General features: G+C 48.8%; 12 protein-coding genes, 2 pseudogenes and 1 other annotated feature. Of the genes and pseudogenes, 3 read left to right on the plus strand and 11 right to left on the minus strand.

Annotation, left to right across the window (positions count from 1 at the left end; translation table 11 throughout):
• The first annotated feature begins 89 nt into the window (after window positions 1–89).
• Window positions 90–836 carry a VOC family protein gene (locus tag GNP95_RS01520; protein WP_155609156.1) on the plus strand — a complete coding sequence of 249 codons (747 nt, stop codon included), beginning with the start codon at window positions 90–92 and terminating at the stop codon, window positions 834–836.
• Window positions 837–886: 50 nt separating this feature from the next.
• On the opposite strand, the gene GNP95_RS01525 is transcribed toward GNP95_RS01520, so the two are convergent.
• From GNP95_RS01525 to GNP95_RS01545, 5 genes are all read right to left on the minus strand, one after another.
• Window positions 887–1,975, minus strand: a complete 1,089-nt coding sequence (locus GNP95_RS01525) for a Gfo/Idh/MocA family protein (protein WP_155609157.1) — start codon at window positions 1,973–1,975, stop codon at window positions 887–889.
• A 17-nt stretch (window positions 1,976–1,992) separates the two neighbouring features.
• Window positions 1,993–3,123: a Gfo/Idh/MocA family protein gene (locus tag GNP95_RS26505; protein ID WP_330163280.1), complete on the minus strand. Its 1,131-nt coding sequence runs from the start codon at window positions 3,121–3,123 to the stop codon at window positions 1,993–1,995.
• 232 nt (window positions 3,124–3,355) lie between these two features.
• A complete protein-coding gene (locus tag GNP95_RS01535) occupies window positions 3,356–3,796 on the minus strand; it encodes a nucleoside deaminase (RefSeq protein ID WP_155609158.1) in 441 nt (146 codons plus the stop codon).
• A 122-nt stretch (window positions 3,797–3,918) separates the two neighbouring features.
• Complete coding sequence (locus GNP95_RS01540) at window positions 3,919–4,638, minus strand: DUF981 family protein (protein ID WP_155609159.1); 720 nt, start codon at window positions 4,636–4,638, stop codon at window positions 3,919–3,921.
• A 111-nt stretch (window positions 4,639–4,749) separates the two neighbouring features.
• On the minus strand, window positions 4,750–6,084 hold the full coding sequence (locus tag GNP95_RS01545) for a J domain-containing protein (protein WP_155609160.1): 1,335 nt from the start codon (window positions 6,082–6,084) through the stop codon (window positions 4,750–4,752).
• 307 nt (window positions 6,085–6,391) lie between these two features.
• On the opposite strand from GNP95_RS01545, the gene GNP95_RS01550 reads away from it, so the two are divergent.
• Window positions 6,392–7,039 carry a transcriptional regulator gene (locus GNP95_RS01550; protein ID WP_155609161.1) on the plus strand — a complete coding sequence of 216 codons (648 nt, stop codon included), beginning with the start codon at window positions 6,392–6,394 and terminating at the stop codon, window positions 7,037–7,039.
• A gap of 852 nt (window positions 7,040–7,891) precedes the next feature.
• Here GNP95_RS01550 and rbsK read toward each other — a convergent pair.
• The 5 genes and pseudogenes from rbsK to GNP95_RS01570 form a co-directional block, all read right to left on the minus strand.
• A complete protein-coding gene (gene rbsK / locus GNP95_RS01555; protein ID WP_155609162.1) occupies window positions 7,892–8,809 on the minus strand; it encodes a ribokinase in 918 nt (305 codons plus the stop codon).
• Window positions 8,810–9,231: 422 nt separating this feature from the next.
• Complete coding sequence (locus GNP95_RS01560) at window positions 9,232–10,764, minus strand: 2-isopropylmalate synthase (RefSeq protein WP_155609163.1); 1,533 nt, start codon at window positions 10,762–10,764, stop codon at window positions 9,232–9,234.
• A gap of 93 nt (window positions 10,765–10,857) precedes the next feature.
• Window positions 10,858–11,086 (minus strand) — a binding site (T-box leader).
• Between the two features lie 100 nt (window positions 11,087–11,186).
• The gene (locus tag GNP95_RS26510; RefSeq protein ID WP_330163281.1) at window positions 11,187–11,702 is read right to left on the minus strand and encodes a hypothetical protein; all 516 of its coding nucleotides are present in this window, start codon (window positions 11,700–11,702) and stop codon (window positions 11,187–11,189) included.
• Window positions 11,679–12,581: pseudogene (locus GNP95_RS01565) on the minus strand (endo-1,4-beta-xylanase); the annotation flags it as partial. The pseudogene GNP95_RS01565 and the gene GNP95_RS26510, both read right to left, overlap by 24 nt.
• Window positions 12,582–12,858: 277 nt before the next feature.
• Window positions 12,859–13,428 carry a DUF1697 domain-containing protein gene (locus GNP95_RS01570; RefSeq protein ID WP_155609164.1) on the minus strand — a complete coding sequence of 190 codons (570 nt, stop codon included), beginning with the start codon at window positions 13,426–13,428 and terminating at the stop codon, window positions 12,859–12,861.
• Between the two features lie 156 nt (window positions 13,429–13,584).
• On the opposite strand from GNP95_RS01570, the pseudogene GNP95_RS01575 reads away from it, so the two are divergent.
• Window positions 13,585–14,778 (plus strand): annotated as a pseudogene (locus GNP95_RS01575) (oxalate decarboxylase family bicupin).
• Window positions 14,779–14,824: 46 nt separating this feature from the next.
• Here GNP95_RS01575 and GNP95_RS01580 read toward each other — a convergent pair.
• Entirely contained in the window at window positions 14,825–15,439 is a 615-nt protein-coding gene (locus GNP95_RS01580) for a hypothetical protein (RefSeq protein ID WP_155609165.1), read from the minus strand.
• Window positions 15,440–15,565: the final 126 nt, after the last annotated feature.

The following is a 15,565-nucleotide window of genomic DNA, read 5'->3' on the forward strand; positions in this document are numbered from 1 at the left end:
CTGCAAGTTTTATGTTATTCTAAAAAAAGATTGACCTTCCGGTAACTGGAAGCCTTGTTTATCAAGATATTTAGAAAGGATGATTCTGAATGTCCAAGCCTAACCGCATCTCTGCCCTGCATATTACCGGATTGCATGAATTTTATTTTCCCGTCACCAACGCTTCAGCTTCTTCCCGCTGGTACCAGCAGCACTTCGGTTTGCAGCTTCAGGAGCTAAATTCAGATCGGGCAAAACTGCGCCTGGCCGAAGGAACCACTTTAACGCTCGTGGAGTGCGGCAAACTGAACAAATACGATACGGTACCTATTAACTTCAAAGCGCATGATGCGCGAAAAGCTTACGACATGCTGGACAAGTCGCAGGTACGGGCCAATCGGCCGGAGAACTGGCTCCACTATGTCGACTTTGACGTGCATGATCCGGACGGCAATCCGTTTAACATCATCAGCGATCCTTCCTGGCCTGATACGCCAAACAATTATTTTCGGATCGATGGCATTTTTATCAGTCTGACCGATTTTGACCGCTCCTTTGAGTGGTATCAGGACATATTTGACGCAGAAATCGAATATTCGTTTAATCACCCTACCGACTCGCTGGAGAACGCCCGCTTCCGCTGCTTCAAGGATATCCCGGTAAATGTGGTGGAGTCGCCTGTCAGCGTCATTCAGTACAGAGTATGCGAATTTCGCACGAGCAGCGCGGCGGAGGATCATCGCTACCTGCAAAGCAAAGGCGTGAGCGTTACCGCTCTAACAGAACAGGAAGACGGCTTGAAAGCCTTTGCTTTCAGCGACCCGGAGGGCAGGGAGTTCGGGATGCTCGAGTTCTAAGAAAAAAACAGCCCAAACGCCTTCAATCCATGGCGTCGGGCTGTATTTTGTTATGGCCGATCCAGCGCCCAGCGCTGTCTTGTTGATGCAACGGTCTCCCCGGTCAGGATCGCCTTCTCGATCAGCATCCCCAAATAATGATCCTGCGACGCTTCCGCAAGACTATAGAACTCGGGTCCGCCTTGGACATACTCAGCCATGCGCTGCAGGCAGCGGGCAATGGCGATTTCATCATCGTACAGCCTCGCCGGAGCAAACGGATTGTCATAGAGCCATTGGTCGCCGCACAAAATGCCCTGCAGGAAGTAACCCTCCTGATTTTCGAGCTCCCCTTTGTTTATCCGTTTTAGCTCCATTTGCAGCGGTATCGTCGATTCTTGCTGGATTAAAACCCGGCTGTCGAATATTTCTCCGCGTTCCCCGCGAACGGAAAGATGGTTCGAGCGCACCCAGGAACGATGCTGATCCTTCGTAAAATCATAGATCCCGAGCCGGTCTCCAAAATCTAGCCAAGCTAAATCCCGCTGCAAAGGAATCATCGCATCTTCGGCTGGCGGGCCTTGGCGCGTCGGGCCTTGCACCCATTCGGACTGGAAACGCATGCCTCTGATTTTAACTTCCTCGAAAGTGATGCCCAGCATTTTGCGGATCAAGCTTACACCATGGTAAAGATGGGAGATAGAAACGGTCGTTTCCGTAATTCTTCCGAGTCTTCCCGAGCGAATGAGAGCGAGACGCGCTTCTTGGATAGGGTGAAAATGATATTGCTCCGCGACTTGAACGCGAGCGCCTATTGCCGTTAGCCGATCATGCAGCAGCTCCAGGCCCTCCAGATCCGGTGCCGGCGGCGTCTCCATCAATGCCGGTATGCCCGCCTCAGCCAGCTGGAACAAATATTCCATCCCTGCTGCTCCGCTGACCGAAACGACGATAAAATTAGGACTTTCGCTCTTCAGAAGCTGCTCAAGCGAACGATATGTGGTCACACCCCACCGCTTCTCCATTTCTCTTGCTTTGGACTCATTCCTGACGACTATACCGCTGACCTGGAAAGACTCCGGCAGAGCCTCCGCAATACGCAAAAAATATTGGGCCCGAAAGCCTGCCCCGCCGATAATGCTGAATTTTACTGGCTTCATCTCGTCTTCCTCCCGACTTATTGCTTTTCACTCGCATTTAATTCTGTCGTTTTGGCGTTATAACGGGGAGCACGGGCCAATAAGCCTTCCCGCGTATAAAAGGGATTGTCTTTGGCCAATGGAAGGCTGACGGGCTGCTTCGTTATGGATGCCTCGTAAACGGCCGTTATCAACTCCAGCACATTTCTTCCGTCCTGTCCGTCGATAAGTACCTGATGCGATCCATTCTCGATGGCTGTCAAAATATTATCAACCTGCCCTTCAAACCCGCTATACAGCAGCGGTTCAATCCCACCCCTGTAAGCTTCGATTTCCGTCTCCAAAGCAAGATTCCGCTCAGGAAACCCATTGTCTTTCGCCGTCGAGGCGTACACTTTCCAGGGAGAAGAAATACGGGCGTGCTCACCCTGAAATACCATCTGCCGCTCCTCCCCATGATGGATGACGGAACTTGTAATTTGCGCCAAGCCCCCATCCGCATAAGAAAGGATCGCAATCGAGATATCTTCGACCTCCGAATTCCGGTGCGACGTGTTGCTCATGACAGCCTGCACGCTTTGCGGCATCCCCATCATCCACAACAGCATGTCCATGTGGTGAACGCCATGGTTGAGCGTGCAGCCGCCCCCCTCCTGCTCCCAGGTTCCGCGCCACCATAGATCGTAATAACTCTCACCGCGCCAATGATACGAATCGACCTGGGCATGGACGATTTTCCCCGGTAAGCCGGAATCTAGGATATGCTTCAAATTCCAATTGGGTCCATGAAAGCGGTTCTGGCCCACGACGGACAGAATGCATCCAGATTCAGCGGCAGCCGCCAGCATTTGATCGCATTCCTCAAGCGACATCGCCATCGGCTTCTCGACGAGCACATGCTTCCCTGCACGCAGTAAATCACTAGCAATCTCGGCATGCGTTTGAGGCGGAGTACAAATCGACACCAAGTCGATCTCCTCCTCATGAAGCAGCTCTTTATAATCCTGCACGACTTTGCAGTCGAATTGAAATTTGTCCCGAAGCAAAATGGCTTTGTCTTCATGACGATTAACTAAAGCAACCACCTTACAGCGCTCTGAAAAAGAGGCATAAGCAGCCGCATGAGAATGTGCAATAGACCCTGTACCGATAATAGCTACGCGTATTATGACGGTTCACTCTCCGATGACAATAAGATAGCGCTTCCAAGTAATTACTGGCGAGCGCTTCGAAAATTCTCCTTATATATTAGCAACTCCAATAGCTGATTTGTATAAGAACAATGCACAATTTACTTTAATTTCTCCAAAATAAAAGTAAAGGCCACCCCAACTGCTGGGAATGGCCTGTTCTTGCTGCCCCCGCAGCGTTATGACGAAACGCATGGCGTTCCGTTTTGCCCTACTCCATATTTTCCTTGCGCTTGGTCCATAATTCAAAAGGCTCAGATCCATTCACCATCTCAATGTATTGAAAAGGAATATTCGGATTGCTCCCCGCCGGGACGACCTTCGCCTCCATGGCAAGCTCCTTGAGGGATGCGTAATAGACAGCCTTCAGATCAGCCCGCTGGATCGCGCCCTGGCACATGGGACACGGCTCCCCGCTAGCGTAAATTTCGCAGTCGGACAGCAGCTCGCTTCCCAATACGCGGCTGGCCTCCCGAATAGCTCTCATCTCGGCGTGATCCGTCGGATCCTTCGTTTCCAGCACGGTATTGACGCCTGTCGCCACAACCTCGCCGTTCCTCACAATGACGGCTCCGAACGGCCGGCCGCCCTTCTCCTTCACGTTGGTGCGGGCTAAATCGATCGCCAGCTGCAGAAATTGTTGAGTATTCATCTGTACAACCCTCCTGACTCTGCAATTATACCATCCGGCATGTTATGGCGTTAGGCCCGAGGTACATAACTAAGGCTGCAGCCTTAGTCGGTTGCAGCCTCTCCGTATTCGCTTAGTTCGGCTCACATCGTGTTAATGATGAGCCCGATATGCGTAAAGTAATTCATCGCCCCGAACAGGACGAAGAGGATCCCCGTGACTCTCCAGCATAACCCCATAATGCGGGTGACTATTGGATTTCTTGTGGCCAGGGAAAATGGCAGGAGAATCGCCCCGATGCCGGTAACGGCGTAAAGACCAGATATAAAAGAAGCCTCCAGCAGCGGATAATCCGCAAACCGTCCGGATATCGGCTCTTCGGGCGGCGCGGCGAATAACTGATAATATACGCCGGCGATAGCAATAGATATCAGCGCCAGCCCCATGGCGGCAGCAAAATAGGACAGGGGCCGAATCATGTCGATTAGCTGTGAAGTCATCACTCCAGATTGCTGCTTGGCTTCCTTGTCGCTTAGCTCCGCCTTATGATGGAGGTTCGATCTGCGCCAAATCAGGATAGCTCCGCCCAGCAGCATGACGCCAAAAGCCAGTGTAGGTTCGCCAAATATGATGTCATCGAACGGAAACCCGATTTTTGACAAAGGCCAGGTAAGCGTCATCGCTCCGCCCGTCAAGGTTAAAATAAAACCGGGAATGGCAAAGCCAATAGACCAGCCTTCGAGGCTGATTTTATCTCCGCGGGTAACATGCTGGCTGAAGCGGACCAGCATCAGCAGCGCGATCCCTGTTGCAACGGACATGATGGTGTTGTAGACCTGGGTTTGTGACCAATCAATATGCATGCGGTGCCCCCCGTATACGTGAAATTCATGCGTCATGTCCATTTATTCCCATTAACTAGTACAGCATACTATACGGGTGAGAACAAATTTTATTTATGTAGCTAAGCAAACTTATCTTGTGAGGATGAATTTCAATATCAACAAGATAGCAAATATAAGAAGCCCATAGTTGACTGAACTTCTCTGATCGCGGCTTCCTTCCGGATCTTTGTCATTATTTTGACCATCTTCGAATGTGTGCTTCTCAGCTTCGTTACGTTTTGCTGGAAATTCAATTTCAAAAATACCACGCAATGCTTGTTTGCGGATTTTAAAATATGCTTTGTCACTTCGATCGGTCATTTTGAGGACAGATCTAAAGATGGTTAGAGCTTGCCCGAGTTGTCCGCGGGCATCATAGCACTGACCCAGTAAAATTCTTACCTCCAGATATTCAGGCCACTTCTCTAGGATGGATTCACATTCCAGTATGGCTAGTTCAAATTGTTTGCTGTAGTAGTAACTCTGGGCCAGATTGTAATAGCTGGCGATATCATCCGGCTGTAGCTGCAATGTCCTTCTCAGCACATCCACCGCAAGACCATATTGCGATGTTCTAGAGTAATACTCACCAAGCAGACGAAGCAAATCAGGATCATCGTTAAATAATTGAAGAGCAAGCTTCAGGGCTTGTCCAGCTTCCTCCAGCTTGCTCTCTTTAAGCGATTGATTAGCTTGCTCTCGATACTGCAGAAATTCATCTATATTGATATTTTCCGCTCGAAGCAGGTATTCATAATTTAATCCGTCTTCGTTGAGCTGTTCCAGATAATATTTTTTAAAAGAAACCGGAATCTTCACGATATGAGGCTCCAGAGATTCCCTCATCTCCTCTTTCCAATGGAAAAAGTCTTCCAGCAGTCTCCATATCGCTGAAGGAAAAAACCTATGGCTTTGTACAAAATCGAGCATTGCCGTGTTTAGACTCCGTCTGTACGTGGTGTCCCAGGCAACATCCGAGTTCAACAGCTGCATCCATAGCTCGGGGTTAATTCGTGAGGGAAAATGTTGATATAGCTCTGCCGCTTTCTCTATAAACTGCTGAACGGTGCTGATTATTAGCTCATCATCATATGTATCGACTTCCGGGTTGCCCCAGTTATCGGCATGATCGGAGCTGTCTTCATATGGTACCGCTGCTGGCCCTGTTGAAGCTAACGAAACATCTATAGACACTTCTGCCCCTAACACTGATGCTGACGCTGACACTGACGCTTCCGCCTCAGCGTCTCTCCTTACCTGCTGCTCCTTGACGAATTTCAGCGCTCTGTCATAAGCCTCGCGTAGAGCTTGATAGCCTTCGGCATCCTCTTCCGGATGGTACACTTGCAGCATTTTCGCATAGGCGCGTTTTATGGTTTTCAGGTCATGGGTCGGCTCAATGTCCAGTCTCTCCCAGATTGTCATGATGAAGTAGATCCGCCTCTCAAATAGACTTTTTGAAATTCACGTCGAGAAATCGTATATTCCTTTTATCGGATAAAAAGTTAATTTTTCAAATCCAGATGAGGACACTTGAAAGCTTGCTGACTAAGACAGTTTCATTCTATACTTACCTTATATGTCATTCATTTCAACATGGAATCGGTCATGGAGCACATGCCGCTTTGATACAAGCATCCCTTTCTTAATTAAAGGAAGGCGATGCTGAATCGGAGCGGCATTTTTGGTTCCAGTTGCTGCCGATTCATAATAATGAGAGGGTGTGCAGCCAATGCAGCGTTTTAAAGAAGAATATGACAACTGGATGCAGAAACATATATCGGAGGAAAAGAACCATCGGCGACTGGAGCTGCTTGAAAAGGGACTCGGACATGGGACAGTGGCGTTTTTGCGGTCAGTTTGGTTTCCTGCGGTCGGTAATTTTAACAACCTGTATCCCGAGTGGGAGGTACGCGATTTCCATAGCGGATATCGTTATTTGGATTTGGCCTACATGCCTGGGGATGCGAAAGGCGGAATTGAAATTCAGGGATACGGGCCTCACGCGAGGGATTTGGATGTTAGAAGATTCAAGGATTTATGCCGGAGGCATTGTTTGCTTGCTCTGGACGGATGGGTTTTTCTGCCGATCGCCTATTTGTCCATTCAAGACGAACCCGAGGAATGCCAGCAGCTAGTTCTATCCTTCATAGGCAGGTTTATTTCCATGGATACACCTTCCCAATTGTCCTGGCTTGAAGCTGAAACGATACGTTTTGCCCGCCGTGCGCTGCGCCCTTTTACTCCTTCCGAACTTGCCCATCATTTGCGAATTAGCGACCGGCACGCCAGACGGATTCTGCATCGTCTACTTGACATGAGTATCCTGTGCATTGCTAGTGGAAAGCAGCGGGGACGGAGCTATAAACTGAGGTTATAGGTGTTAGTTGGGAACTAGGAAGCTAGGGAGGATGAAGTAAAAATGAGCTTTGGTTAAATTTTGGCGAGGTTTGATGTTGATAAGGTTGATGAGGTTTGATGGGGTTTGGTGAGAAGTCATCAAGTAACTGTGAGTTTGAGATGCTGCTCTAGGATAGATGTAGGGAATTATAAGGATTAAAGAAAGTAGGGTTGGTGCATCTGGGGTGTGGGGTGTGGGGTGTATGCCTAAGCTATGTGCATAGGGCGTTTGATGAAGTGCATAGCAGATAGAGTGTGCCGGGTTCGGTGGGTGAGGATATATGTGATGGGTTGGGTGAGAAAGCTATACGTAGAGCGTTTAGTGAAGAAGTGCATGATGTGGTGGTAGCCCGGGGAACTGACGAGTGTGGGGAACTTGCGCAATGTTGAAGTGATTCTAGTTAAGGCCAACGGACAACAGATCCTCTATTTCACATTTTTAACCGTTTTTTAGAGATTAACGGACACAGGATCAGCTATTGGCTTAATTGTGAGGTAATTCTCGCCGAAACACGCTTAATAGCAGAACTACGGTCCGATAGCATCAGATTTTACGGCTTTTTGCCGAAATAGAGGAACTAGGGTCCGGTAAAGTTGAGCTTCACTTCACTTCACATCGCTTCATCACAACGCCTACAATGCTTAACATCCCATGCTCACTGCATTTCAGAGTCTTTACCCGCATAAAAGTCCAAACACGGCTCATTAAGTTACACGCTCACTACAATCTCCACATATAGAAAACCTAAACCCCGCTCCTACGAGCAGGGCTGCAAAACAACAACAACAACAACATATATATGGCTCTAAATAAGCAGCTTACCTGCTTCACCTACAGTAAATGGTCAACCTCGCTCCGCTCTGGAATCGATGTCTGCGCGCCGGCCTTGGTTACGACGATCGACGATACTTTCGTAGCGAAGGAAATGGCCTCCTGCACGCTCTTCCCCTCGGACAAGCTGACGGCAAAGGCTGCCACAAACGAGTCGCCGGCCGCCGTTGTATCCACGGCTTTCACCACTCTTGCCGGGACATGAAACGTCTCATTCACATCCACGTACAGGGATCCGTTGATGCCGAGCGTAACGATGAGGCTGCTCACTCCTTTGGCTAGCAGCACTTTAGCCGCGTTCTCTGCGGAAGCGATAGAATTGACGGTCTGTCCGCTAAGCTTCTCCAGTTCGGTCTCGTTGGGAATCAAATAATCCAGTTTGCCAAGCACCTCATCAGGAATGGAGTCCGGTGCAGGGGCCGGATTTAATATGATCGTTTTACTATGCTTGCTTGCCAGATCTACAGCCTCGTAAACCGCCTCATAGGGAATTTCCATTTGTAAAATAACGATGTCGGCTTCCTTGATTAAGCTCTCATGCGCCGCCACGTAATCTCGATGACAAAGGTCATTGGCGCCCGGCATTACAACGATGCTGTTATCTCCCTCATCATTGACTTGAATGACAGCGAGCCCCGAGGATGCCGCAGATACAAGATCGATATAATCTGTGTTTACGCCTGCCTGTCTCAGATTATCCATAAGCGGGCCGCCGAATTCATCCCCACCAACCTTGCCCAACATGGAGACGTCAGCCCCTAATTTTGCTGCGGTTACCGCCTGGTTGGCCCCCTTGCCGCCTGGCACCCGTTCGACAGAGCTGCCAAGCAAGGTTTCGCCCACCTGCGGAATATATGGCACTCGTAACACCAAATCCATGTTAATGCTGCCTATTACTAAAATTTTGCTTGCTGCCATAGCTTACACCCCTCAAAATGTATCACCTTAGTACCAATGCCCGAATAGCTGGATACCACGGTATCTTGATGTTTCTATGCTTAGATAGATCCATCGATCACTTGGTACCAGATCGCTTGATACCAGATCACTTGATACCAGATACATTAATACTATATACTTCATTTCTGATTCTACACGCTCATTCCATCAAATTTCCAACCCTTTTCACTTTGCATGCAAGAGCTGTATTGCAGAGTAAACCCTTATGTATTAAACCCACAACTAATCCTACTTTATCCTAATATTCGCTGTAATTCCAGTAGTTTGGACCGCGCATATTCCGCTTCGGCCACGATGCTGATTTCGGAGGCACGACGCGAATAACAAAGAGGCGGAAGCCATCATGAGCTTCCACCTCTATTCATTTTAGCGATTTAGTTTCACGGAATTGCCTGCTCGAGCAGAACGGCGTTGATGCCATTCAGGAAAGCAAGTGCACTGGCTTTAATGATATCGGTATCCATCGCACGGCCCGAGTATACTTTGCCTTCATACTGAATTCGAATATTCACCCGGCCGACGGCTTCCTTGCCGCGAGACAAGCTGTTGATCTTGTAATCCTCAAGCTGGACATCCAGGCCGGCCAGAGATCGGATAACACTATACAGCGCGTCGATCGGACCGTCTCCAACAGCGCTGCCTTTTAGCGTTTCCGAGCCTTTCTTCAGCTCTACGATAGCCGTGGGATACACATCATTCGTGATCACCTGAAATGAGACGAGCTCATAAAGCTGCTTGCTATGACCGTCAACTGCCCGGTGATTTGTGACCAGGTAAAATACGTCGTGATCATATACCTCCTTTTTGGCATCGGCCAACTGTAAAAACTCCTCGAAAAGCTGTTCGAAATCCATCTCTTCTCCCGTGTCGAAACCCAGCTTCTCTACCGTATTCTTAAAGGCATGCCTGCCGGAACGGGCCGTCAGAATCAGCTCCATACTATCCGCTCCGACCTCCTCCGGCGACATAATCTCGTAGACCTGCTTATCCTTCAGCAAGCCGTCCTGATGAATTCCGGAGGAATGGGCAAATGCATTTTCACCCGTAATGGCCTTATTCACCTGTACATCCAGTCCTGTCAAATGGCTGACCAGCCTGGAGGTGCGAAGCAGCTCCTTCGTTTGGACATGGGTATGACACTGATAGTAGTTCTCTCTGACCTTAAGTGCCATAACCACTTCCTCCAGCGAAGCATTTCCCGCGCGTTCTCCAAGCCCATTGATCGTACATTCGATTTTTTCGGCTCCATTTTTAATGGCGCTGAGGGTATTGGCCGTGGCCAGTCCGAGATCGTTATGACAGTGTACACTTAAGATGACTCGGTCATCCAGATTTTTAAGCCGCTCATGGATTCGGCGAATAAGTTCGCCAAATTCCTCGGGTACGGCGTAGCCAACCGTATCAGGCACATTGATCATGGTGGCGCCTGCCTTTACAACCGCTTCGATCGTCTTCCATAAGTACTCGAAATCCGATCTCGACGCATCCTCGGTGGAATACTGTACGTGGGGAAGCAGGGTTTTGGCATATTTCACCGCATCAACTCCCATTTGCAGAACCGCTTCCTTCGAACGGCTGAATTTCTTCTCCACATGAATGTTCGACGTACCCAGCACAATGTGGATCAGCGGGTCCTGCGCCAATTTTATACTTTCATATACGGCGTCTATATCGCTCTTAACCGCCCGAGCCAGTGCTGTGATTGATACGCTATCGCCGACGCTTTTGACAATTTCCTGTACAGCGCGAAAATCTCCCTCTGACGATGCTGGAAAACCGGCTTCGATAATATCGACATTCAGCCGCCTTAGCTGCTGCGCCGTCTCTATTTTTTGCTGCATATTGAGCTTTGCGCCTGGAACCTGCTCCCCGTCCCGCAGAGTCGTATCCAGCACGATGATTTTTCGATTCATGCACGTTACCTCCCAGACCATAATAAAAATATATATGTGAAGCGGGGTTGGTTAAACCCGGAATTTAACCAACAAAAAAACCCCGTCTCTACGTATAGAGACGAGGTTTAACCCGCGGTACCACTCTAATTCATTTCCCGTGAAATGAGCTCATTCGATGGCTAACACCATCTATCCCTGTAACGGTGGAATTCCGGCTGGCCCTACTTGTCAGGCAGCTGTTCATAGACGAGTTCGAATTGAAAGACACTGCCGTTTCCCACCACCCAACGGCTCTCTGCAAGGTCATTTCACTTCTACTATTTCTATTCATCACATTTAAGTTTGAAGTTATTGGATATTATATGCCCGGACTTTCTCATTGTCAACCAGCCCGAACGTGAAAAACTTGCTTCACCAATCGCTCGGAGTAACTCGAACCATTAATTCCACAAATATACGTTATCCACATATACGGAGGTTTGGCCGGACGCATTGCTTGCGCCGATGAATTGAACGCCATATTCCTTAATATTGGCCTTGTCTACGCCGGATAAATTCAAGGTCAGATCGGTTTGGCCGCCGGCGCTGATTGTCTTCCAGCCGCTGTCTGCCCAGGCATAGTTGTTGCCATATTTCACATACAGCTTCACGCCTAATCCGGAGCCGTAATTACCGGAATTAGCGCCTTTTACTGTTGCTCTAAGCTGGTTGTAGCCGGTGAAGTCTGCGTTTCCGCTCTTGAACATGTAATGCCCGCTGCCGCTGGACATGTTAATCGTCGACTTCAGCGATCTTGTATCCTTCGAGCTCCAATCGGCCGAGGATGATGGTCCGGATACGACGTTGCTGGCGGACCATCCATCCGTACCCGATTCAAAGTTTGCATAGGCGCCCGAACCCGTGCCTGTTCCCGGCTGGCCTCCTCCTCCGCCTAAATATTGCTTCAGCCATTGCATGGCTGGCCGCTCGGCACCGGAGCTGGTTACCAGATGCGTATTCGACGCCCAGGTCTGTCCTTGGATATATCCCCACAAAGTGATGCCTTTAACGGATGGGTGCTCCCAAAGTACAGGAAACTTCTGTTGGTACCGCTGCAATTGGGTATTGTCATCGCCCGTTATATCCAGCTCGGATACATAAATCGGAAGCCCTGTCGCCGCCAGCGTATTCAGAACGCTGTTCATCGTACTTACCGATACATTATCCATATTAAAATAGTGACACTGGATCCCAATGCCGTCAACCAGCCCTCTGGCCTTGAGCAGATTGATGATCTGCACATATTGAGCCGCCGCGTTAGGGTCGCTGATAATTCCGTAATCATTGATCAGCAATTTAGAGTTAGGGAAGGCTTGTCTTGCCTGCTGAAAAGACCAGATAACCCAATCCCAGCCTGTAGCTCCATCCCCGCCGATGGCGTTTCTATATGAGGGCTTCGCATGCAGCGGTTCGTTTACGACATCGACAAATTCTGAATTTCCATATCTCTGGCCGGCGGCTTGAATCCACTGGGTCACCTCTGCCTTTTGCTCGGAGGCGGAGAGGCCGCTAATCCAGGAGGGCTCTTGGCTGCCCCAGACCAGAGTATGGAATTTGAAAGGCATTCCTCGGCTTTTCGCATAGTTGTACGCTGTATCCGCCGCACTCCAGTTCATACTGTTGCGCGTCCCCTCTACCGCACCCCATTTCGTTGAATTCTCAGGCGTAACCTGATCCCAATACGTAGCAAAATTGGAAGGAACGCTGTTCGCAATGATATTGCCCAAAAACTTGCTGCCGTTAGCTATGCCGGCGTGGGCATCATTCACCAATGCTGGAGAGAACAAGGAAGCCATGATTACAATTGATGTCAGCCAGACAGTTAACTTCGATTTTGACTTTAACATTGATTTACCTCCTTTTCAGCTTTCTTTTGCGCGGTTCCTTAATTCTAGAAACTGCATCACCTCCAGCTGCAGAAAGGCAGGTTTATTAAGCGCTTACATTTTCCATATTATTGGAATTTTAAAACAAATGATATACTTAAAATTAAAGGAAATATATTCAAAATTATAGTATTTTTCCAAATAAAAACAGGCTTTGTTGGCCTGCTCTTCATTAACTTAACCGTATTCATGGTATATTCTGCTCCATTTCTGCAGCTAGATCAATGAGTTTGTTCAACGTTTTGAAGTTGCGGACCGTTGCAGGAACACCTAATTTATCAAGTCTGCCGGACAGCTTTGAATTGCGCGAACTATTGCCGTACAGCAGATAGATTTCCTTGCCTAGTATGACGTATTTATCTTCACCAAAATCAGCAGAGTGCAGCTTCTCTACCTGCTCAATAGGCAGTTCCTTCTGCAAAATAGAGACGTACAGGCTCTCCCCAACTGATGATTCGGCTGCTTTGGCAAGCTCCTCTTCAGTGAAGGGGCATCGCTCTGCAATGCTGCGCAGTTCCGAAGCCGTTCTCACTATGACGCTAACTGACATTCCGAAGGCAGACTCGATCACCTGCTCGATCCGTATGCACAGTACGGATTTCTCTTCGCTCGATTCGAACAGGACATTTCCGCTCTGGATATACGTTTGTACTCGGGCGAGGCCTGCATCCTCTTTCAATACGCGCCTGAGCTCCGCCATTTTTAAGATATTTCTGCCTCCTACGTTGATCCCTCGCAGCAGAGCAATATAAACCATGTTCGATCACCGCCTTGTCCCCTTTTAGCGAAATTATATCATAGAGAGTCTCCACTAATAAACCTGGCAGCTATTTTTTGGTTTCATAATAACCAAGTATTCTCCCATATAAATAATTGGAGGACTTGTAATCCGATGTAATGGAGGGACAACTGCATGAAAGAGACTAATTCTGGGCATGCCAAGCCTCTTATCGTGCCTCAGCCAATCCGAAGCGACGGCGCGGGAGGGCCGGACTATGGCCCGCGGGATGTATGGAGAGATCTTGAAAACCCGGATCTCCTCGTTCCCCCTCCTACAGACGCCGGCTTGGTGCCTAATCTGAAAATGTCATTTTCCGATACCCATATGCAGTTAAACCACGGAGGCTGGTCTCGTGAAATTACCGTCCGCGATTTACCGGTCGCCACAACGCTGGCTGGTGTAAACATGAGCCTGATTCCGGGCGGAGTAAGGGAACTGCACTAGCATCAGCAGGCGGAGTGGGCGTATATGATATGGGGAAAAGCACGGATTACCGCAGTGGATCAGAACGGACACAATTTCATCGCTGACGTCGGCGAAGGCGATTTATGGTATTTTCCTGCCGGAATTCCGCATTCGATCCAGGGCCTGGAGACAGGCTGCGAATTTTTGCTCGTGTTCGATGATGGTAAATTCTCTGACCTGAACACGCTGTCCCTTTCAGACTGTTTTGCCCACACGCCCAGGGATGTACTGGCCGCCAACTTCGGCGTTTCGGAAAACGTCTTTGCCTCGATTCCTTCCGGACAGGTATATATTTATCAGGACGAAGTCCCGGGTTCCCTAGAAAACCAGAAGGCCGAGTCCCCTTACGGCTCCGTACCGCTCAGCTTCAAGCACCGTCTTCTGGCCCAGCAGCCAGTCATAACTCCAGGCGGAAGCGTGAGAATTGTGGACTCCTCGAACTTTCCTATCTCGAAGACCGTCGCTGCCGCCTTGGTTGAGATCAAACCCGGAGCCATGCGGGAGCTTCACTGGCATCCCAATATTGACGAGTGGCAATATTACCTCACGGGTCAAGGACGCATGACTGTGTTTGCCGGAAGCGGAATTGCCCGCACCTTCAATTACAGGGCGGGCGATGTCGGCTACGTTCCGTTTGCATATGGCCACTATATTCAAAATACCGGAACGGAATCACTATGGTTTCTGGAAATATTCAAAAGCGACCGCTTCGCCGATATTTCCTTAAACCAGTGGATGGCTCTGACACCCCGAAGCCTTGTCGCCAGCAACCTGCAGGTCGGACCTGAGCTGTTGGATGCCCTGCGCGCAGAGAAGTGGCCTGTCGTAAAATACCCTGCGGACTCCGAGGATCTGAAATAACGGTACGTACACCGTAACCGGTCGGCTCCTGGGCTCATTGCGCAGCTTATTTTTTCAACCCCTCCCGCTCAGGTAGAGGAGATGCTACGTGCATTAGCAGTAAATAGTCTTCTTGCCCAGTTACAGACAAGCTTACCTTCATACTGCTGCGATCCACACCTTGCCATAATAGATTATTTCCTTGCTGTGCCGAGATATCCGCTTGATCCAATATTTCTATATTTTCTGTTCGCGGTTTGGGAAGCCACTTGGACAAGAGAACTCCAAGCTCTTTTCCCCATTGTGCAAAATGATTGTTATCTGAAGTGGCAAACCGGTATTCTCCAGAGACCAATTGATCATCTTGGAAATTGTAAATAACCGTCTGCTTTATGGAAGCATTTAGAGGGAATGTTCCTTCTACAATGAGCCAGTCATCATCATCCGACTGAATCAGCTTTTGCTTGTCAATGACCTCCTGCTTGGAGATCAGCCAAGGTAGTCCTTCGAAAATAAAAGTACCCTCCTGATAGGTTGCGGCCAGTAACTGCCCCAAGGTTTCATCTGAATATGTATATATCTCGCTTTGAGCTGATTTCTTATGAAAACTGCATCCACTAGCTGTAATCACCACACTGAGTACAGTAATAAGGCAGAGAAACAACATTCTAGTTTTATTCATGCTGATTATCCCCCTTCTTAATTTGATTTAAATAATCTATTTCTACATTTTAAAGGAATATCCCTCCATATCCATCTTTAATAATACAAAGACCCCTAGCATCAAATGCCAGGGGTTAATTACGTC

The sequence above is a fragment of the Paenibacillus woosongensis genome (assembly GCF_009725165.1).
Taxonomy (GTDB): Bacteria; Bacillota; Bacilli; order Paenibacillales; family Paenibacillaceae; genus Fontibacillus; species Fontibacillus woosongensis.